The organism is Fulvitalea axinellae (assembly GCF_036492835.1).
Taxonomy (GTDB): Bacteria; Bacteroidota; Bacteroidia; order Cytophagales; family Cyclobacteriaceae; genus Fulvitalea; species Fulvitalea axinellae.
This window is the reverse complement of record NZ_AP025314.1, coordinates 4,777,202-4,797,972: the sequence shown is the minus strand read 5'-3', so window position 1 is coordinate 4,797,972 and position 20,771 is coordinate 4,777,202. Positions and strand designations below refer to the sequence as shown.

The following is a 20,771-nucleotide window of genomic DNA, read 5'->3' as shown; positions in this document are numbered from 1 at the left end:
AAAGCGGTTGTCAGATAGTCACCCGGAGCCCTAGCGTGAGGGTTGTGGGCGGAGGGTAAAAACCCTTTCCGTTGCCTTCAGGATCAATACCCGGAATGTAACTGGGCGCCCAATGCCAGAGGTCGTAGCCCGAGATATAGATTTGGGCGTTTTGGAGCATAAGTTTGCGGAGTGTTTTTCTCTGGAAATCATACGAAAGCCGGACCGACTTAAGGCGGACGTAGGCTGCGTTCCAGAGGTAGGATTCGTTAATTGTTTTGTTTTGGGCTCCGCCTTGGTACGGTCTCGGAAATTTAGCGTCGCGGTTGTCTTCGGTCCAGTAGTCGGATTGGAAATCAAACGGTTCGTACCACGATTCTGTAAGGGGAAGCATGATGTCGTGACCGGCTTGGATTAGGCGTTTTCCGGTGCCTTGTACGTAGGCTGAGAGCTGAAAGCCTTTCCAACCCAGATCCAACCCGGCGCCGAAATTATAGTGGCTGTCCGTGTCACCGAGGAAAACGACGTCGTGTTCGTCGATTTTTCCGTCCTCATTTTGGTCAACGTAGCGCACGTCGCCAGGCCCGGTGAATTCGTGGTAATCGGGTCCGGCGTCCACTTCTTCTTGAGTTTGGTAAAGCCCGTCGGTTTGGAACCCGAAAACGGAATAGGCGGGATAACCTTCGATGTTGATCTTGTTTCCTGCGAAAGCTTGCTTGTTTTCGAATTTGAGAATTTTGTTTCGGTTGTCGTCCAGTACCACACTTATTCCAAAATCCACATCACCAATACGGTCACGCCAAGAAGCGGAAAGTTCCCAACCCCATGAGTAAAGCCTGCCGGCGTTGGTAAGCGGAACGCCCACACCGATGGTGGAGGGATAGTCCACTTGCATGAACATGCCGTTGATATTTCGCCTGAAAATATCCGCTATGATCGAAAGCCTGCCTTGGAAAAGGACAGTTTCGATTCCCGTATTGAAGCTTTCGACTATTTCCCAAGTTCTGTTTTCTGAGTACAGAAGGGATTGGTATACCGATTTCGCCCTTTCGTTGTCGGTGCCGAATACGTAGTCTGATCCTGAATTCAGGACCGGAATATAATCGTAATAGCCCAAGCCGTATTGGTTGCCCACCCTGCCCCACGACACTTTGGCTTTCAGCTCGTCTATCCATGCGACTTTCCGTAACCAAGGTTCTTCGGAAATCCGCCAGCCAGCTGACAGGGAAGGGAAAAGCAACCAGCGGTTTTCGGGGGAAAAACGGGATGAGCCATCGTAGCGCAAAACGCCTTCGACAAGGTATTTTTTCTTGTAATCGTAATTCGCCCGGCCAAGCCAAGATAAAAGCCCGAAGGAATATTCGCTACCGTCTACGTAAGTTTCGCCTTGGGCCAGCTTCAATTCCATGGCGTCTTGGTTTACGAAACCTTCTCCCGTGGCGGTTATCTTGTCGTGTTTTTCGTATTCCAGAGACGAGCCCGCCATTAGCTTGATGTTGTGTCCGCCGTAGTTTCTGGCCCATTCCAGGGTGGCGTTTACGTTTAGGCTTGTTCTTACTGAGCGGTTTTCCGTCAGGCTATTCGGCGAGTTTGATATTAGCGAAGGCGATCCGTCAGGGTAATATTGGTAAACGGTTTTGGCTTCTTTGCGGCTGGAAACCCAATTTCGGGCATAGCTGACCAATGTTTTCGCCTTAAGGCCTTTCAAGAGTTTGTCAAAATCCAGTTTTAGGTCCGAAACCAAAGTGATGGTTTCACGATTTTCCACGGCTTCTCCGGTTTGTAAGGCACTTAGTGGGCTCCAGCGTTTTTGCCCGCCGACAGTTCCGTCGGGATTATACATCGGGTAGCGTGATGTGACATAGGAAAGGTTGCCCAACAACCCGTTCCAACCGCCTGACGGTGAAACATTGTCTCGGCGTGAATAGGTTATTTTTGTTCCGATATCCAGAATAGAACCGATTTTATGATCGGAGTTTATCCTGAAGTTGTAGCGTTGGTAGTTTTGGCCAGACTTCACATACTTGTTGTCGAACATTGGGCTTTGGTAGCCGTAACCGACAGACATACGGTAGCGTCCCGTTTTTCCTCCGAAATCCAGAGCGAGGCTTTGTTTGGTCTGGCTGGCGTTGTCGAGGAACTCGCCGTACCAATCCGTGTTCGCAAAGTAGTTGTATTCGTTGTTCTCAATAATCACGTCGACATCCGGATCTCGAAAATATTCAAGCTCTTCGGCCGAATATTTGGCTTGGAGGCTGGCGTTGGAGCGACTGAGGTTTTTCAGAATCGCCCTTTCATAGGAATCCATCGGTTTCGGAATATTGCCGGGAAACTGTACGCTGTAACTGCTGGAATACGTAAGGCGGGGCTTGCCTTGGCCTACCCTTCTGGATTTGGTGGTGATAAGAATAACGCCGTGCGAGGCCCGGGCCCCGTAAATGGCAGCCGAAGCCGCGTCTTTGAGAATGGTAATGCTCTCGACGTCTTCCAGATTGATATTGTTGAGCGCTCCTTTACCTTCGGCCGACACCGTGCCGTCAACCACATATAACGGCGGACCGCCTGTCAAGGAGACCAATCCGCGGATGCTGATGTTGGCGCCTACGCCCGGGGCGCTTCCGCCCGATCTGGAAACGTTCAGTCCGGCTACTCTTCCCTGAAGCGCTTCGGCCGATTTTGTGGTGGGGACATCTTGGATTCCGGTCGCCTTTATTTGGGTAACTGCTCCGGTTACGCTTTCCCGGCTTTGTTGGCCGAAACCCACCACGATTATCTCGTTGAGGTTGGCCACATCCTCGCTGAGCGATATGTTCAGTTCGGGTTGGTTTTTAACTACTCTTTCGGCGCTGATATAACCTACGGAGCTAAAGCGTAATATTTCGCCCGGGCTAACGAAAAGCTCGTATTCGCCGTCCAGATCCGTGATGGTGCCTCTGGTGGTACTCCGGACAGAAACGCTTACGCCAAGCAACGGTGCGCCTTCGGCATCGTTGACTTTTCCTTTAAGTACAAAACGTTTGTCGGTGATGGTTGGGGCACTGTTCGTATTGGCGCTTACTACTATAGTGTTGTTGATTCTTTGGAAATTGAGCCCTCCTTGTTTGGAAACTCGCACCAATACGCTACGGAGGTCTTTGGCGTCATATTTTCGGAAACTGTAAATGAAATTCTCGTCTACGGTATTATTGTCATAAAGGAATTCAAGGCCTGTAGCGTCAGTGATCTGCGAAAAAATTTGGACAAGGGGTACCCTGTCGCCTTTTATCGAAAAAGGGATTTGCGATAGTTCTTGAGCGTTTCCTTTCGCTATGGCCAATATCCAAAGCGCAATAAGAAAGGCGTAAAACCTTGCTTGCATATATTTGAATGGCATAATCCCGAGAGAACAAAAAGATTTTCATAAATTACAATCCCTTGGCTTGAATTTACGATAGTCAATTCATTCCTCCGCCTGGATTCCGAATCTCCACTTTCGGATATCCGGGCGTTTTTATTGCCATATAAACCGCAAAGCTAATTTGCAGGAGCTTTTGTCAAGTGTCTGAAATATAGGTAGAAGCTAGTCCGTTATTTTTTTTCGACAAAAGTGACTGTAGTTCCGTCATAACGATAGTCAATTCCCGTGGCGATGCGGATACCTCGCAAAACGTTGGTCAGCGACTCGTTTGCGTAGACGCCGTTTAAGCTGACGTTTTTACCGTATTGATCAACGGTATGCACGCCGTAGTGGCGACTCAGGGTTTTGCATATTTCCGACATATTGGCCTTTTCGAAGCGTAATTTCCCCGAGACCCATTCGCCCAACGCTTTTCCGCCTTTAGCCGTTTTGCTGAGCGAATTGGTTTTCCTTTCAAAGACGGCCTTCTCGTCGGCGGTGAGTGTTACTATCGACTCTCCAGCTTTTACACGGACCTTTCCGGTGGTTACGCCTACGGTTGCCCGTTGGTCCTCTGTATAGGCACTGACATCGAAACTTGTTCCCAAAACTTCCACTTGCAAAGCCCCGGCGTTTATCCGGAAGGGTTTCGTTTCGTTTCGGGTTACGTCAAAGAAGGCTTTTCCTTTCAGACTTACGTTTCGTTGGCTATCGCCGAAGGCTTTCGGGTATGTCAATTGGCTTCCGCCATTTAATTGGGCGATAGAGCCGTCCGGAAGCTCCACTTTAACGCGTTTTCCCAAAGGTGCCGAAGCGGTAAGCATTTCGGACGTAACGGAGGTCGGGGCATTATTGAAGTGTTGCCAACCGAAAGCTATAGCCAATACGGATACAACCGCCGCCGCGATGACTTTCCAGAAAATGCTGTACGTGTTTTTTTTCTCTGTTTTATTTATCCGTTTGGTGATTTTGTGGCTTTTCTCCAACGGTAACTCAAGCCATAGCCTGTCCAGTTCCTCTTTTCCGAGGCCTTGTTCTTTTTTTACCGGAAGGCCTTGGGCCATCATCATGGCTATTTTCAGGTCGTCTTCGTCTCCTTTGAACCGTTTGCGGAAATGCTCTAAGAGCGTTTCGTTATCGGAAGCGCCGGCTTGGACCGCTTCCAGGAACGTGTCGTCCCGCAATAAGGATTCTATGTCTAATATCTCTTTTCCCTTCATGACGGTATCACTCTAAACAAAGGAGTACATATGTGTTTGTATGTCCCCTTTTTTTGCGGAAAAAATTTATGTACAAACACGTTTTGTGTGTTTTTCAATGCGTCTCTCATACTGTTTGAGCCGAAAAGCGGATAAACTTCGAAAAATTTCGCATCACTTATCCAGCCAATTGCAACGTCGAGAACAGCAAGCTCAACCAGCCTGCGAGTTCTATAAAATCGACGGCGTGTTCTGCCCGGATTTTCCTGAAAGCTTTGTATACGAAATTGACCGCGGCCTTTTCGGTCAATCCCATTACGTCCGCTACTTCCTTGTAGGGCATATCCTTGAAGAATCGCAAATAAACGGCTTCGCGCTGGCGGTCGGGCAGGGAGTTAAGGGCTTTGGCCAAGAGAGTGTTTTTTGAATTCTCCAGCTCGCCGTCCATAATGAAGTCCTCGTGGGAGAAGATGACGGAAAGATTCTCTTGGCTCCGAATGTCGGTATAGTTGTCGGTAAAGCGCCGGTTTTGCTTGAGCTTTTCCACCATTTTTCTTCTGGAAGAAACGAGTAGGTAGTTGCGGACCGAGCTTTTGATGGTCAGCCGTTCGCGGTTAGCCCACACGTCGGCGAAGGTCTCCTGAAGGGTATCTTTCGAGAGTTCCTCATCGCCGCAAAGGCGTTTTAGGTAAAGATAAATATCGTTGAAATACCGCTGGTATAATACCCTGAACGCGTCGCTGTCGCCTTTTTGGGCGACTTTCCAACGTTCCAGATCACACATCTCCTTTTCTTGCGCCACCATTTCTAATAAAAATTACAAGCTTTCAGGGAGAATATCGGCAGTCCATACTCTTCCTCAAAAAACGGATTTTAATACCTCCCATATGACGGAACGGACGCATAAGATAATATAAAAAAGGATAATTAGTAAAATTGGAAACTCATAGAGGGCCTATTTTTTAACAATAAAAAAATTGTGAAAATGATAAAGTTCAGGATGTGAGGGTTATTTAAATAATGCGTTTTCTTTAAAAAAATCAATAGACCATATCAGTTTGAAAGTATAAACTAGGTGAGTTTATATGATGTTGCAGTGGCCGAAAAAATGGGAAAGCCCTTTCCGATGGCCGTGTGTTTGTGTGTGCGGGGCGAGGGAAAGGGCTATCCTTAAAAATCGAAACGTGCGAGTAATCTAGAATCCGAACACTAAATCCAGTGTGAGGCCGTGCTCAAAACCTCCGTGCGTGACATTGACACCCGGCGAATAAGTGAATCCGCAACTCCAGTGTTTATCAAAAGAATAAGCCAATCCGGATTGGACGACGGCCGCGAAATCACGTTCTTTATCTTCCGAAACCTTCACCTCGTCGTTGGGCATGTGGGTTTCGTGTTCCACTTCCTTAATGGCCATGGTGGAGCCTACTCCGAAGAACGTCCCGAAATGACTGTTGTGGAAAGGCAACTCTTTTACGACCACTGCGGCGTAATGGTGGCCGGTGGTTTCGGCTGTTGCCTGAATTTTCATCTCTTTGGCAAAATATACGGATCCCGTAAACTCGAAATGCTTACCGTCATTGTACGAGATTTCGAGCTCATAATGGTTGTGATGCTCGTGTTCTTGTTGGGTAGTTGCATCGTTTTCTTTTTCCTTTGCCGGGAGGGCGTAATTGGCGAGCGTGAGCCCTTTAACATTGTTTGAGGAAGACAGCGTATAAGCTTTATTGTTTTCGCTCCGTCGTTCCGATTTGTATTCCAGACTTTCCCTTCGTCTCCGTGTGTTTCTTTTGGTAGTTCGTGAGGTGGAATAGGCCTTGGGAGAGAATGCGAGAAGCCCCAGTATTGAGATAAAAATAGTCGCCGAAAAGTTTTTTACCGTAGGCATGTGTATAATAGTTCTGTTTTTTGAAATGAAATAATCTCAAATGTCGCGTCTATTGTTACCTAAAAAAAAGACTGAAGGACGGTAGGCCTATGACAAAAGTCAGCAGAGTGTAATGTATTGGAATAATGAAATGGTTTTAGTGGTTGAGGTAAAAATATGTTGTACTTTTTTGACTAGATTTTTGTTTAACGTAGAATCTGCCGTTTTCTTATGAGTAAACGCTCATTTAATTGTTGTAAAAAATTATATTGCGCGCTCTCGCCATCGTTTTATCTGTGCGCATAGCGGTCAAAAAAGTTGGAGGCTGGTGGAGTCACAGAATATATTGTTTTTACAAAATGAGCAAAAACCGGATATCTGTATGGGTGTTTTTTCGAAAATTTATAACAACGGGGTAAAATCCTCGATGGATCAGATGGAGGCTTTCAAGTACCAGTTCACAAACTTGCTGTCGAGTTTGTGTATTGTGATCTCATTCATCTACCATATAATGATTTTGATGAACGGGGGCAGTTTGCTAAAACCCGCGGTTCTTACAATCATCTTCTTTTCAACGCTTTTACTCAACAGGTATCACCACATAAAGCTATCGAGAGGCTTCTTTTCGTTTACGCTTCCTATTTTGTTCTTCTGGGGACATATCGGGTTAATGCATCCGACGGAAACGCCTGTGTCGGGTTTTTTGTTGTTGCAGGTATTTTGCCTCTTTACTCCTTTCTGCATTTATAATACTGATGAGCGGAAACCCATTGTATTGTCTGTTCTTTGGGCGTTTGTTTTCATCTGCGCTATTTATCAAGTGACGGGAGTCAACCCTGAACCCAATTCCGAGAAGTATCTTTTCTTCCAAGGGTTGTTTACAATTGTTCTGGGTGTCTTTGCGTTGATCTTCATTATCACGATAATCAAGTACACCAGTTTCTCGTTGTTGCGCCACAGTGACGGTCTTTTGGCTACATTGGAGGAGAGAAATCAGGAGTCTGAGAAAAATCGGTTGAAAACCGAAGAATATATCAAAGAATTGCAAAGTTCCAGACAACAGGAAAAGGAAAGGCAATGGATCAGTAAAGGAAGCGGTGCGGTGGCGCAGATTTTCCAGCGCGGAAACGAGCGGGGAGGTGACGTGTTCGATGAATTTTTAGGGGAAGTTGTCCGTTATCTGGGCGCAAACCAAGCGGCGTTCTATTTGGTAAACAAAGAGGCGGATATCCGAATCGATATGACGGCCACTTATGCGTATGGCCGAAAGAAATTTATCCAGCGGGAATTACTTCCGGGAGAAGGGCTTGTGGGGCAGGCATTTTTGGAGGCCGAGCCGATTTTTATGACAGAGATTCCCGAAAATTATATCCGCATTACTTCCGGTCTTGGAAAGTCATTGCCACGGTCTTTGGCTATCTTTCCTTGCGTGAATAACCGTGAGGTGATGGGCTTGATCGAGATAGCAAGCTTTGAGAAGTTTTCGGAGACACAACTCGAATACCTGGGCTTGGTAGCCGAAAGCGCGGCCGCGTATATCTCTACCTTCCAGACTAATGAAAAAACCTTGAGGCTGTTGGAAGAAAGTCAAAGCCAAGCCGAGCAAATGAGAACTCAGGAAGAAGAGCTTCGCCAAAACTTGGAAGAGGCCCACGCTTTGCGCGAGGAAATGGCCCGCCAGACGCATGAATACGAGGCTTTGATTTCTGAAAAGGATAAAGAGATAGCAAGACTGCTGGAAAGCCAGAAGCAAACAGAAGAAGCTTAAGTGGAGTTTTGTTTTAATTCATAAACAAGAAAGCCCTTCCGATGAACGGAAGGGCTTTTTTAGTCCTAGCCAAGAAGGTTTAGATATCGCACTGACCGGCCATGCAGGCAAGTTCCTGAGCGGCGGTGGTGTAATCTTCCTCTTCGTAACGATATATCTTCGCAAAGTCGATTTCCGGGAATTCGGCGATGCTCTTTTCGTATTGTTCTTTCGAGATTTCCATATAAGGCATCTGGTCGAACTGGGCGTCGAAGGCTGGCAGGAATGTCATTCCGCCGATGCGTTCTTGGTTTTCCCACGTCCAGCGGATGATGTCCAATACTTCGTCCGGCTTGTAGGTGATCGTAACGCTTGGGTTGTGTTCGGTCCAGTGAACCTTGTTGGTCAACCAATATTCGCATTGCTCCAAAGCGCTGCGCATATTGCGGGTGATGGCTCCGTCTGGCGATTTTACTGGGAAATGAACTACCCAAGTTGTGGCGTTTTCCACAGTCTGTCCGTTTTCGGGATCCATCGGCACGCCCGAGTTTTTCAATACTTTGAAAATAGGGGTGTTCGTATTTACCCTTACGTTACGGATGTAGTAGTCTGACCAACGCGAGTGGATACCCGGCGAGCAGTTGAGCAACTGCGAAGAGTTACCCGAAGGTTTAACGCAAGTAACCGAAACGGATTGGTTGATGCCCAAAGTAGACGCGTACTTTTCGTTTACGGCTACGGCGTGCTCGCGGAGTTCGTCCATTACTTCCGGCTTCTGGATAAGCGGGCAGTCGAGCTGGCCGTTGATATCCACGCCGAGCAGGCGCTCTTCTTGGCAGTTTTCGGCCCATTGCTTTCTCAAGCCCGGGAAGTGCGTAGCCATAGACTGCAAAGTTCCGATGATAGTGGCTAATTCCACTTTCTCTTTCAGTGTTTCAAGAGAGTCTTCCGGACGGGCGACAGCTACCGAAAGGTTACAGAACTGGAACGGACGGAGAATAATCTCTCCGCAAGGGTTTGTGCCGAAGCGGGCTTCTTTTCTTCTTTCCGGAGCGGTCTTCAAGGCCGAACGGCGGTTGAAGATTCCCGGCTCGCCTCTCTCCGACTCTACCATATCGAGAAGGTAGCGTGAGATTTCGGCTTGCGAAAGTTCGCGACTTGGCCAAACCGCCGAGTTGTTGGCGTTCCAGCGCTGGCTGTCATGACGCCAGAAATCGCCGTCTTTACAGTGGCGCATTTCGTAGTCGTCAAAGTCGAAGAGGGAAATCATGGCCGTACGGCGCACACCGCCCGATACGGCGGCAGTACCTACTGTACACATGATGTCGTGCGCGTCAAGCGTTCTGAGGAAACTGCCTTGGCGCGCGAGTATTTTGTTTTTGGCGTAGTCCAGCAACTGGCGCAAAGGCTCGGGCCCTGAGGCGCGCCCACCTTTGATCTGCAATACGGCGCCAGCCTGCCTTACCAAAGAGTAATCGAATTCTACATCCTCACCCTCAAACCAGCTTTTCAGACCAGTACGCAAAGCGTCGCACCAACCTTCGGTGGTGTCTTCCACCACGTGTTTTTTAGGCGCTTCGCCCGTTTGGCGCTTGATTCTCGGGAAGTTTTCCACGTAATCCCTTTCCACGGAATACCCGACGCCACAACCGCTCATCGAAATCAGGAGGGCTTCGACGAAAGAGTCGATAGAGTCCACTGGCAGGTACGAGCAGTTGTAAATAGCGATATTGTTACGTCTGGCGGCTGGTCCGGCCATGGCCAAAAGTCGCATAGACGGCATCACCTTCATCTCAAGAATCCCTTTTCTTAAGCGCTCGTAGTCCGATGCCGGAAGTTTGTTGTCCGAAAGTTCTTTAAGAAAGTCCACTGCCCGGGTCACGGTCTCGATCCACGTCTCGCGACGTCCCGACTCGTAAGAGAACCTGGCGTATTTGTCATAAAACTGAAACTTCTGCAGTTGGGAAGGAAAGTATTTGTCCGAAGCGGCGAAAGCTTCCTGAACTTCCGGCGGTACGGGTCTGTTTTCCCTCAGTTTGGCGTGTTCCGCCCTGTAAAGGATATAATTTTTTGCGGCTTTGTACTCGCCCGCGGCTTGGAGCACCATTTCTACGCTGTCCTGAACGCTTTCCACGGTTGGGGTTTCCAAGTGTGCCGCCACTATGTTGGCTACCTGTTTCGCAAGCTTCGCCGGATCGGCTTTTGGCTTGTCTTCAAGCTCTTTGAAACACTTCTTGATCGCCTTTTCTATTTTGGACACATCGAAGCGCACCGTTTGGCCATTGCGTTTCACGATGGTCTCGGGATACTTGACGCTTTCGTTGCTCAATAGGGTTTCGGGTTTAGTTTTTTTTGTTGACGTCGTGTTTGTGGACATAGGGATTCTGTTTTCGGTAAATGGACTCTACCAATATTGTAACTTATGCGATTTGATTGGTGATGGGCAAAATTCGGGCCTAACTTGCGAAAGTTAAGCATGAATCATAACAGGGCCGGATTTAAGGAAAACACGGTTGTCCCCGTTTGAAGCGATAGTAAATGTAGTTGAAGATAGAGATAAATCCAAGGAAGGTGACACAGTAAAAAAGCCCGTTTTGGAGTGCGTTTTAATTAAAGGTTTTAGACACAAAGCTTTATGGCGACAAAAAAAAATGTCAAAAAAAAAGCTCTACGAATTCAAGAAAAACAGGTTTGCTTTTTATTTGATAAAATTTCAAAACCTTGATTTTTAAGGTTTTACATAATTCAAATGATTGATCCGTATTTTTTTGTAATCGGGGCTGACGGTAGGGAGAGAAGCGATTTTTAAGGTATGGGTTGATAGTGGCCGGCATGGGGATTCGAGCTGAACATAAAACGGGCCAACGCAAAAAAACGTTGACCCGTTTTGTTTTTCTCTCGACTGAAAGTTAATGTATTATTTTTCGCCAATATAAACTAAAATCAGTATTTGGACGTTCTGGCGAGTCTTTCGATCGATTTCTCACCCGAAATGGACTCTTATAATAATAATTGTATTATTTACAGCTACTGATTTTAGAGTTAGGCCAATAAGTTCTCAATATCCTCTTGGCTGAGGTCTTTCATAAAGTTTTCTTCCGTTACGATTAAGTTTCCGGCCAAGCGGTTTTTCTTCTCTTGCAAAGCGAGAATTTTTTCCTCTACAGTATTCTTCCCGATGAATTTGTAAGTGAAAACCTTGTTCATCTGACCGATTCTGTGAGCCCGGTCCACGGCTTGGGCCTCGATGGCCGGGTTCCACCACGGGTCAAGGATAAAGACGTAGTCGGCGCGGGTGAGGTTAAGGCCTACACCGCCGGCTTTGAGCGAAATCAGGAAAACTTTTATGTCTTCGTTCTCTTGGAACGACTGCACTTGCTTTTCGCGGTCGCGGGTTGTTCCGTCGAGGTAGGCGTATTCGATTTCCTCTTTGTCGAGGAATTGGCGTACCAGCGTAAGGTGCTTGACAAATTGGCTAAACACGAGAATCTTGTGCCCACCTTTTATGCCTTTGACGATCATCTTCTGCACTTCCTGCGATTTTCCGGAGTCGCCTTCGTATTCCGGCAACGCCATTTTCGGATGGTTGGCGATCTGGCGTAGTTTGGTAAGGCCTTGCAAAAGCAGGAAATGGGATTTGCTGACGCCGTGGGTCTCTATCTCGTCCAGAATCTTGTTTCTGAATGTGGATTTCGCCTGTTCGTAAGCTTTCTCCTGCTCGTCGGTCATTACGGAATATTTCACCTGAATGACTTTCTCCGGAAGCTCGGTAGCCACTTGCGATTTGTGTCTCCTGAGGATGAAAGGCTTGATGATGGCGTTGAGCTTATGCGTTTTCTTTTCGTCGCCTTTTTTCTCGATTGGATTCAGAAATTCGTTTCTGAAGAATGTCTGGCCTCCCAGAAGTCCCGGGTTCACAAAGTTGAGTTGCGACCACAAATCGAGCGTACTGTTTTCCAGCGGCGTGCCCGTGAGCGCCAAACGATGTTGGCAACGGAGGTCGCCCACGGCTTTGGCGATATTGGAGCCCGGGTTTTTGATCATTTGCGATTCGTCGAGAATCGCGTAATTGAAGTAATATTTCGAAAGAATGTCGATGTCGAGCCTCGCGATGCCGTATGAAGTCAGGATAAGGTCGTAATCCTTGAAGATTTCCGGATCTTTTACCCTGTTCGTACCCGTGTAGGTGAACACTCTGAGGTCGGGCGTGAATTTCCGTGCCTCGGCCTGCCAGTTGTAGATTAGGGACGTGGGCATGATGAGCAAGGATGCGTTCTCGGCTCCCTCCTCTTTTGTTTTTTGCAATAGAGCGAGTGTCTGCACCGTTTTACCGAGTCCCATATCGTCGGCTAGGCAACCGCCGAAGCGGAATTTCCTCAGGAAATTGAGCCAATTGTAACCGGCCTTCTGGTACGGGCGCAGTTCGCCTTCGAATTTTTTTGGAATATCGACATCTTCGATAGAGGAGAAATCGCGGAGCTTCGCAAGTTTTCTGTCCATCGATATCTTGGCCACTTCGCTTTCTTTGAGCTCGTTGAGCAGTGCGACGTGGAATTTTTTCAGACGCATGGTATTGTCGCAGTCCTCTTCGTGGTCGTCGAGGAAGGCGAAAAGTTCGGAATATTCAAGGCGCCACTCCGATGGGATTACGGCTATTTCGCCGTTAGGCAATTTGAATTCCCCTTTTTTGTTGATCATCAGGTGCCGAAGTTCCTTGAAAGGAATACGATACGGCCCGAATTTGATCACGGCGTGGATATCGAACCAGTCGATGCTCTCTTTTACCTCCAGACTGATGGTCGGTTTTCCGAGGAAATAGCGCGATCCATTTTTGGATTCGCCCTGCTCCACTTTCAGGTCCAGGTGCTCTGCCCAAGAGTCGCAATTCGTTCCGATGATCTCCAACGCCTGTGAAGCTGGCATCTCCGTTACGCCCTTAATCAGTTCTATCCCATTTCTGGCCAGTTCGTCGGTGACGGCGCTTTCGTGTCTGACGTTTCTGCCAATGCGATGGAAAACATAATCGTCGGCTCCGACCTTTTCGGCTTGCACGCTGACGGTATTTCCGCCGTCGGCCCGGAAGAGGAACTCTTCGTAGCGGACCATCAGCTCAATAAATACCCGGTTACTTTCTTCGGAATCGGATATTTCGGAGAAACGTAACAGGAAAGATGCCTGCGGGCGCCGTGTGACAATCTCGAAGCCCTTGGCGTATACATCGTACTGTTCGATTAGCCTTGACACGAAGTTGTAGTAGTATTTCTCTTCGAGGGCTTTGGGGATCAGTATGAATTTCTTGTTGAGGAAAGGCTTTAGTTTTTTCCCGTCCACGTAACGCTCAAAACCGTAAAGTTGGTTTCGGCAGATCATCCAAGCCGGATCATGACAAAGTAGGAAAGCTCCCGAATTACGGAATTCAACCTTTTCCCCTTCGTTTTTGATTGTAGGGAAGTAGTGCGTATCGTTTGCGTTTCGGCGGAAATGGAAAAGTATCGTCGATTTCTCCGGTGACACTTTTACCGGGTAACGGGTCGGATCGCCGTCGTTACCCATCTCGTAAAGCTGTTTGCCGTGAGTTTGGATCAATTCCAGAATCTTGGCTCGCTTTTTCTCCAAATACGCTTCGATGGGTTTTCTGTACTGGTCCTCGTACTTGGGGACACGGTAATATTTTATAAAGAAATCAATCGGTTTGATCGGCTTTTTACAAAACTTCGGCACAACGACCTCCTGTTGCATGGAGTCCATCAACTCCACGAGCTGGTAGTCCACATCGTCGAGGGCGTGCGCAAACTCGTGTGAGTTTTGTGCGGAAATGTTCTGATATTGGAAAGTCAGCCTACCTTTTTGGTCAAGCTGTACCATAAAGGATTCGAAAAGGAACCCCAAGTCCTCGTGCTGGAACAAGGAATAGACGATCTTAGCCGGCAGTGATCTCGATACTTCCATAAGAAATCCAAAAAACGCTAAGTCGCAAAGTAGTGAATAAGTGGAGAAAGAATGAAGGGAGGCTTCTAAATTTTAAGATTGAGAGAGCGAAATCAGGTAAAAAAAGTCCTTTTTAGCACTGTTTTTAGAGTAAAGACAATTTTTCGCCGTCCGTATAACTACGGTTTCAGTTTTGGTGGCTGATTGGGTATGAGGCAAATCGGGAAATACGGTTTCTCTAAATTGTCTTTTCGGGGGTTATAGGTCAATGGAATCCCTATATTTGCGAATCGGGGAGTTTCGTACGTGACCGTAGCGCTCTTCGGAAAAACGGAAAGAGATGAAAAACACTAAATATCTCAAAATCCTGTTTTGGGTTTTGATTTTCTTTACCATGGCCTCGTTTTGGGTTAGCATACGAGACGAGCGTTTCGCTGTTTCGGGCGGTTTGGTGGCCTTGGGGTTTTGTGGCGTCGCATTTGGGTTGGATCGCTACATCAGGAAAATGAGTAAGGACAGAGAGGAAAAGTAACGCGGTCTGCGGTCCGTGCGGAGTAGCCTCAATTGTGATATAGGATATGTGGAATAAGTTAGCGCACTCTGTGCTCAAGCACAGGCTTTACTGGATCATTGCCTTGGGAATCATGACTGTTTTTATGGCCCAGTATGCCATGAAGGTGGAAATGAGCTACGATTTTGGAGGGACAGTGCCCAAGGATGACCCCGAAATGGTTTTTTTTAGCCAGTTCAAGGATAAGTTCGGGGAAGACGGAAATATTCTGGCTGTCGGGTTGGAGGACAAGTCGGTGTATACGCCGGACAAGTTTAGGAAACTCGCTTATTTGGGCGATGAGCTTGCCAGAATCAAGGGGGTTAACAATGTGCTCTCTTTGCCGAGAGTACTTAAGTTGACCAAAAATGCCAAGGAGAAACGGTTTGAGGCCAAGCAAATTTTTAATCCCTTGCCGGATAACCAAGAGCAACTGGACAGCTTGCTGAAAGTGGCCAAAGGGCAGAAACTTTACGCTGGGCAAATCTTCAATCCAAAAAACGGGGCGACATTCCTGTTGCTTTCTATACAGAAAGAATATTTGAACTCTGCCAAGCGTTTTGCGTTGATGGACGATATCACGCGCGCTGGCGACCAGTTTAGTGAGGAAACGGGAATACAGCTCCGCTATGCGGGCTTGCCGTTTATCAGGGCGGTGGTTTCCACCAAAGTAAAAGCCGAGTTGCAGATGTTTTTGGTGCTGTCGTTGATGGTGACAGCGCTGATTCTGTGGGTATTCTTCCGCTCGTGGGACGCCGTGGCCGTACCGATGATCCTGATTTTCATTATCGTAATCTGGAGTACCGGAACACTGGGGCTTTTTGGATTTAAAGTGACTATGCTTACAGGCCTGATTCCGCCTATAATAGTAGTGATCGGGATTCCGAACAGTGTTTATTTGCTGAATAAGTACCATCAGGAGACAGCCAAACACGGCAATAAGGCACGAGCGCTTAGTGTTGTGATTCGTAAAGTGGGTGTGGTGACATTGATTACCAACTTCACTACGGCCGCCGGATTTATCGTGCTTGGTTTTACGCAGATTACCCTACTGAAAGAATTCGGAATCGTGGCGGGTATTAACGTGTTGGCTACGTTTATGGTCAGCATCATTTTTATCCCTGCCGTGTTCAGCTACTTGCCGACGCCGCACGGAAAGCGCCTCAAGCATCTTGATTCGAAGTTGCAGACCCGTTTGCTGGACATGATTGATCTGCAGGTTCACCGCCACCCTAGACGGATTTTCCTTTTCTCGGGTATACTCGTGAGTGTGGCCCTTTTCGGGGTTACAAAGATGAAAGCCATCTCTTATATGGTGGACGATATTCCGGAGGATAGCCAGATCAAGCGCGACCTGAGGTTTTTCGAATCAAATATTGGAGGCGTGATGCCTTTGCAATTTGTTGTGGATACGGGAAAACCAAGGGGCGTAATGAAACTCAGCACGCTTAAAAAGGTAAACGAACTGGAGACTTTCTTGGCGGCTCAGCCGGAAATTTCCCAACCTATATCGATCACTACGCTGATCAAGGCGTCAACTCAGGCTTATTATAACGGGAACCCGAAATACTATCGTCTGCCGAACAGTCGCGAGAAAAACTTTATCCTCCGCTATCTGGACAATCAGGATGACAGTTCGGGCTTGATCAAATCCTTTGTGGATTCCACAGGCCAGATAATGCGCATCAATTGCATGGTGGCGGATGTGGGATCAAAGAAATTAGGAGAGTTGATTCAAGACAGAATTCAGCCTGAAATAGATAAGGTATTCGGAAAAGACGGCAAAATTACGGTTCGTCCTACAGGGACTACCCTGCTGTTTGTAAAAGGAAACAATTTCCTGATCGACAACCTTATCACCAGTATGTTGCTGGCCTTCCTGATTGTGGCGATCCTGATGGCTTTGCTTTTCCAGCGTCTGCGAATTATCGTGATTTCCCTTATTCCGAATATGATTCCCCTTATCCTGACCGCCGGAATGATGGGGTATTTCGGAATCCCGCTGAAACCGAGCACGGCGCTGATTTTCAGTATCACTTTCGGTATCGCCGTGGATGACTCGATTCACTTCTTGGCCAAATACCGTCAGGAACTGTTCGCCAATCGCTTCTTTGTGCCTGTGGCGATATCCAAAACGCTGAAGGAAACGGGCTCAAGCATGATTTATACTTCCATCGTGCTGTTTTTCGGTTTCGTAATCTTCGCTTTTTCGGAGTTCGGGGGCACGAAGGCTCTCGGTTTGCTGACCTCAATCACGCTGTTGATGGCCATGCTTACCAACTTGGTCGTGTTGCCGGCCTTACTGATGGTTTTCGACAACGGAAAACGCAAAAAGGGAGACGGTTTGGTAGAGCACTTCGAGGAGTTCTATCATGAGGACGACGATGAGGAAATAGACTTGGGACAACTGGATTTGGGAGAAAAGGGCTGATCGAGCCTTTCTTTTTAAAAAGAGAAAAAATCCCGGAGGGTACCCCCTTCGGGATTTTTGTTTTTAGTCCTTTGTGTTTTCATTTTTTATAAAACAGAAAGGAGGTTTATCCCTTGTCACTGACATCGGGGAGAATCTTAGAATTGATCCTAAGATGGTTTAGGGGCACTTTTGGACTCATTTGGCAACTTATTAATTCATTGATAATAAGCATTACCCGGCTTACGGGATGTCGTTTCCGAAATTATAAATGAATACCATTTCATATATAGGGTTCTAATTCCTACATTTGCTTTCCACAGCAACCAGACCAACCCTGACAGTCACGCTATCCGGAAAATAGTCGTTTCTGTAGCCCTAAAACTGGATTTTGACCGAAATAAAAATTTGACAGCCCAGAGGCTGTGAACCAGTAAAATAGTGCCTAATCTTTTTCGTTTGGAAGGAGAGGGAAAGTGAGTAGGGAATTAATTCATCCATAATTTAAAATTCATGGGAAGCGAAAATATAATCACCGAAAAAAAGCAAAAGGTTGACTACAGAGGGCCTTTGGCTATTATGACCTCGCTGTTTTTCGTGTGGGGACTGGTAACGGTTATGAACAATCTGATGATGCCTTACATGAAAGGTGTTTTCGATTTGAATAACACGGAGGCAAATTTGGTAAACTTCGCGTTTTTTCTGGCCTATTTTGTTATGGCTACGCCCGCAAGTATGCTGTTGAACAAGACAGGGTACCATAAAGGAATTGTGGTGGGGCTATGTCTTTTGGCCTTTGGCCTTTTGGGATTTTATCCCGCCGGGCTTTGGATTTCGTTCCCGGCGTTCCTGTTTTCGCTGTTTGTGATGGGAACGGGCGTAACTATCCTTCAGGTAGCCTGTAACCCTTATATTTCCGCTTTGGGCGATCCGGAAACGGCTTCTGTAAGAGTAAACCTAGCGGGAGGTTTTAACTCATTGGCAACGACGATCGGACCGATTTTCATTTCGTTTTTAGTTTTGAGCGCCGCTGAGAAAGCGACTACCGTGGCCGAGAAAGCCGCCGCCGTACAATTGCCTTATGTGGGCGTTGCTATTTTTGTGTTCGCTTTGGCGTTTATCGTAAATAAACTAAACCTTCCGAAACTCGATATCGAAACAAGCTCTGAGGAAAAAGTTGCGGGAAACCCTTGGGCGTACCGTCACTTGGTATTGGGAGTTTTAGCGATTTTCTGCTACGTGGGCGCCGAAGTTTCGATCGGTACTTTTATGATTGATTATATCGGGTTGAACGATATTTTGGCCTTGGAGGCCAGTGACGCCGCGTTCTATGTGTCGCTTTACTGGGGTTGTTTGATGGTAGGGCGTTTTATCGGTTCCGCTATCCTGTCTAAGATTTCTAACGAAGTGGTATTGTCGACTGCGGCTGTAATGGGCGCCATCCTGACTGGTTTTGCCATTGTAGGCACAGGATCGGTAGCCGCTTGGAGCTTGGTTGGCGTGGGCCTTTTCGCTTCTGTTATGTGGGGCTGTATTTTCCCGTTGGGCATCCGTGATATGGGAAAATTGACCGGCAAAGCCTCCGGCGCCATGATTATGGGTGTTTTGGGCGGAGCCATCATTCCGTTGATCCAAGGTTACTTGGCCGACGTTAGCGGTATTCAGTTCTCGTTTATCGTTCCAGTGGTTTGTTTTGCCTATATCTTCTCCTATGCTGTTTGGGGATCAAAAGTGCTGAACAAATAAAGAATTCGGGCTGTAGGTCCAGAAAGAAAAAGGTCGTTCCGAAGTTGTCGGAGCGACCTTTTTGTTATTTGCCGTAAGGCTTATTGTTGTTCGTCGAAGTTGTAGATTCCGTCGTAATATTCGGTTACCATTCTGGAGGCGTCGAAGTACGGAACAACATCCCTCATACTGTTGAGAGTGATCTCGTCCCATTTTTCGGGGCTGTTGTAGTACATCGGAAGAATTTTTTCTTCGAGGATGTCATACAGGTTGTTCAGGTCTTCGAGATCTTGTTCGTGGTGTGGTTTTTTGAAATCCACAGCAGGCAATACGAAGCTATTAATGCCATCTTTTGCGAATTCCGGCATCCAGCCGTCATCGGTCGAGATGTTTACGGATCCGTTCATGGCAGCGGTCATCCCGCTGGTACCGGAGGCCTCACGCGTAATTCTTGGGTTATTAAGCCACACATCCGAGCCGTATTTGAGTTTGCGTGATAGACGAAGTTCATAACCCACCACAACGGCCATATTATCATAAGACTCGCTAAGGCGGACCAAATGGTTGAAGGTATGGATGGCGTTGTAGTCCATCGGATACGGTTTTCCTGCCCAGATGATTTGGATAGGATGCTCCGTTTGTCTCATCAACTTGTGGAACCGTGCAGCGTCGCGGGTAATCAAGTCCGGGCGCTTGTACTCGGCGTATCGGCGGGCCCACACTACGGTAAGCACGTCCGGGTCCAAGAGTTTGCCGGTTTGGTCGGCCACTTCCTCAAACAGTTTGATCTTTCGCTTGCGCTTAATCTCTCTGATTTTCTTGATATCCCCTTTGTTCAGGGCCTCTTCCATGTCGGGCTCAAGCCAATATTTTTTGTTTTGGGCATTGGTGACATGGTGTATCGGGCAAAGATCGTCATATTTTTCCCACATATGGCGAGACACTTCCCCGTGAAGTTTCGACACTCCGTTGGCAATGTGCGATACTCTCAGCGCTCCGAGCGAATGGTTGAAAGTGTTGTCTTTGATCCCTGTAACTTTCCGAACCTCTTTGAGTGGCAGGTTGCAGAAGAAGCCCATCCGGTCAAGCAGGTTGATGTCGTGCTTCTCGTTACCGGCCTCTTCTGGTGTATGGGTAGTGAATACGAACCTTTTCTTCACGTCTTCCACGTTACGAGTTTTGGAGTACACGTGGAAGGCCGCCGGCAATGCGTGCGCTTCGTTGAGGTGGTAAATTTCGGGCTTGTGTCCCAATTTCTCCAATAAAGTGGCCCCTCCCACTCCGAGCAAAATACTCTGGCCGACTCTGGCCGACGGGTCGGAATCGTAAAGCTTGTGGCAGGTAGACTGCGCCAAGTAATCGTTTTCCGGAAGGTCCGTGGAGAGAAAAAACATAGGTACGGTCCCGAATACTTCCGGCTTAAGGAAGAAGGCTTTTACGGCTACCGGGTGTCCGTTGATCTCTATGTTGAACTTGATCCTGGTGTCGGTAAGGAAGCTATATTTTTTTTCCGAAAAAAGAACGTCCATAGACTGGTCCCCTTTCCGGATTTGGTCGTAATATCCGTATTTCCAAAGGATTCCGATACCGATCAGGTTCTGCCGTTGTTCGTAAGCGGACCGCATATGGGAGCCGGCCAAAAAGCCTAATCCGCCCGAATAGGTTTTCAGAGGCTGATCAATGGCGAACTCCATGCTGAAGTAAGCTACGCTTTTGGAGAATTTGGGATCGAAGTCGTATCCGTGGCTGAATTCCTCAGGCAAACTCATCGTATTGGATTTTAGTTTCTGTTCATCAAACAATGTAACCCCGCCAAGCTGTGAACGTTCCGATATTGAGGAAAAAAATGCCTCAAGAACTTCTGTTCGTATAATATAAACCCTACAAGGGTGTACATAATACGGCGATCGGGGCACTGGCAAATATACTCGTTAAGTGATTGATGTATAAATCTTTGGCGATAAATTATCGTTAGCCGAATATTGGCTGAAGT

General features: G+C 47.4%; 11 protein-coding genes. 4 read left to right on the top strand and 7 right to left on the bottom strand.

What is annotated here, in order from left to right; genetic code table 11:
• Window positions 1-10: 10 nt before the first annotated feature.
• The 4 genes from AABK39_RS18730 to AABK39_RS18715 form a co-directional block, all read right to left on the bottom strand.
• The gene (locus tag AABK39_RS18730) at window positions 11-3,337 is read right to left on the bottom strand and encodes a SusC/RagA family TonB-linked outer membrane protein (RefSeq protein WP_338392835.1); all 3,327 of its coding nucleotides are present in this window, start codon (window positions 3,335-3,337) and stop codon (window positions 11-13) included.
• A gap of 209 nt (window positions 3,338-3,546) precedes the next feature.
• Entirely contained in the window at window positions 3,547-4,575 is a 1,029-nt protein-coding gene (locus AABK39_RS18725) for a FecR family protein (protein ID WP_338392834.1), read from the bottom strand.
• 157 nt (window positions 4,576-4,732) lie between these two features.
• Window positions 4,733-5,359 carry an RNA polymerase sigma factor gene (locus tag AABK39_RS18720; RefSeq protein WP_338392833.1) on the bottom strand — a complete coding sequence of 209 codons (627 nt, stop codon included), beginning with the start codon at window positions 5,357-5,359 and terminating at the stop codon, window positions 4,733-4,735.
• 390 nt (window positions 5,360-5,749) lie between these two features.
• Window positions 5,750-6,439: a hypothetical protein gene (locus AABK39_RS18715; RefSeq protein ID WP_338392832.1), complete on the bottom strand. Its 690-nt coding sequence runs from the start codon at window positions 6,437-6,439 to the stop codon at window positions 5,750-5,752.
• A 361-nt stretch (window positions 6,440-6,800) separates the two neighbouring features.
• Here AABK39_RS18715 and AABK39_RS18710 point away from each other — a divergent pair, with 361 nt between their 5' ends.
• On the top strand, window positions 6,801-8,186 hold the full coding sequence (locus tag AABK39_RS18710; protein ID WP_338392831.1) for a GAF domain-containing protein: 1,386 nt from the start codon (window positions 6,801-6,803) through the stop codon (window positions 8,184-8,186).
• A 79-nt stretch (window positions 8,187-8,265) separates the two neighbouring features.
• Here the strand turns inward: AABK39_RS18710 and AABK39_RS18705 are convergent, their stop codons facing one another.
• Window positions 8,266-10,542, bottom strand: coding sequence for an ATP cone domain-containing protein (locus AABK39_RS18705; RefSeq protein WP_338392830.1), 2,277 nt, complete (start codon window positions 10,540-10,542; stop codon window positions 8,266-8,268).
• A 665-nt stretch (window positions 10,543-11,207) separates the two neighbouring features.
• Entirely contained in the window at window positions 11,208-14,114 is a 2,907-nt protein-coding gene (locus AABK39_RS18700) for a DEAD/DEAH box helicase (protein WP_338392829.1), read from the bottom strand.
• Window positions 14,115-14,433: 319 nt separating this feature from the next.
• Between AABK39_RS18700 and AABK39_RS18695 the strand changes: the two genes are divergently transcribed.
• From AABK39_RS18695 to AABK39_RS18685, 3 genes are all read left to right on the top strand, one after another.
• Window positions 14,434-14,625 carry a hypothetical protein gene (locus tag AABK39_RS18695; RefSeq protein WP_338392828.1) on the top strand — a complete coding sequence of 64 codons (192 nt, stop codon included), beginning with the start codon at window positions 14,434-14,436 and terminating at the stop codon, window positions 14,623-14,625.
• Between the two features lie 46 nt (window positions 14,626-14,671).
• A complete protein-coding gene (locus AABK39_RS18690; RefSeq protein ID WP_338392827.1) occupies window positions 14,672-17,074 on the top strand; it encodes an efflux RND transporter permease subunit in 2,403 nt (800 codons plus the stop codon).
• A 492-nt stretch (window positions 17,075-17,566) separates the two neighbouring features.
• Window positions 17,567-18,799, top strand: a complete 1,233-nt coding sequence (locus tag AABK39_RS18685; protein WP_338392826.1) for a sugar MFS transporter — start codon at window positions 17,567-17,569, stop codon at window positions 18,797-18,799.
• 80 nt (window positions 18,800-18,879) lie between these two features.
• Here AABK39_RS18685 and glgP read toward each other — a convergent pair whose 3' ends face one another.
• The gene (gene glgP, locus AABK39_RS18680) at window positions 18,880-20,547 is read right to left on the bottom strand and encodes an alpha-glucan family phosphorylase (protein WP_338392825.1); all 1,668 of its coding nucleotides are present in this window, start codon (window positions 20,545-20,547) and stop codon (window positions 18,880-18,882) included.
• Window positions 20,548-20,771: the final 224 nt, after the last annotated feature.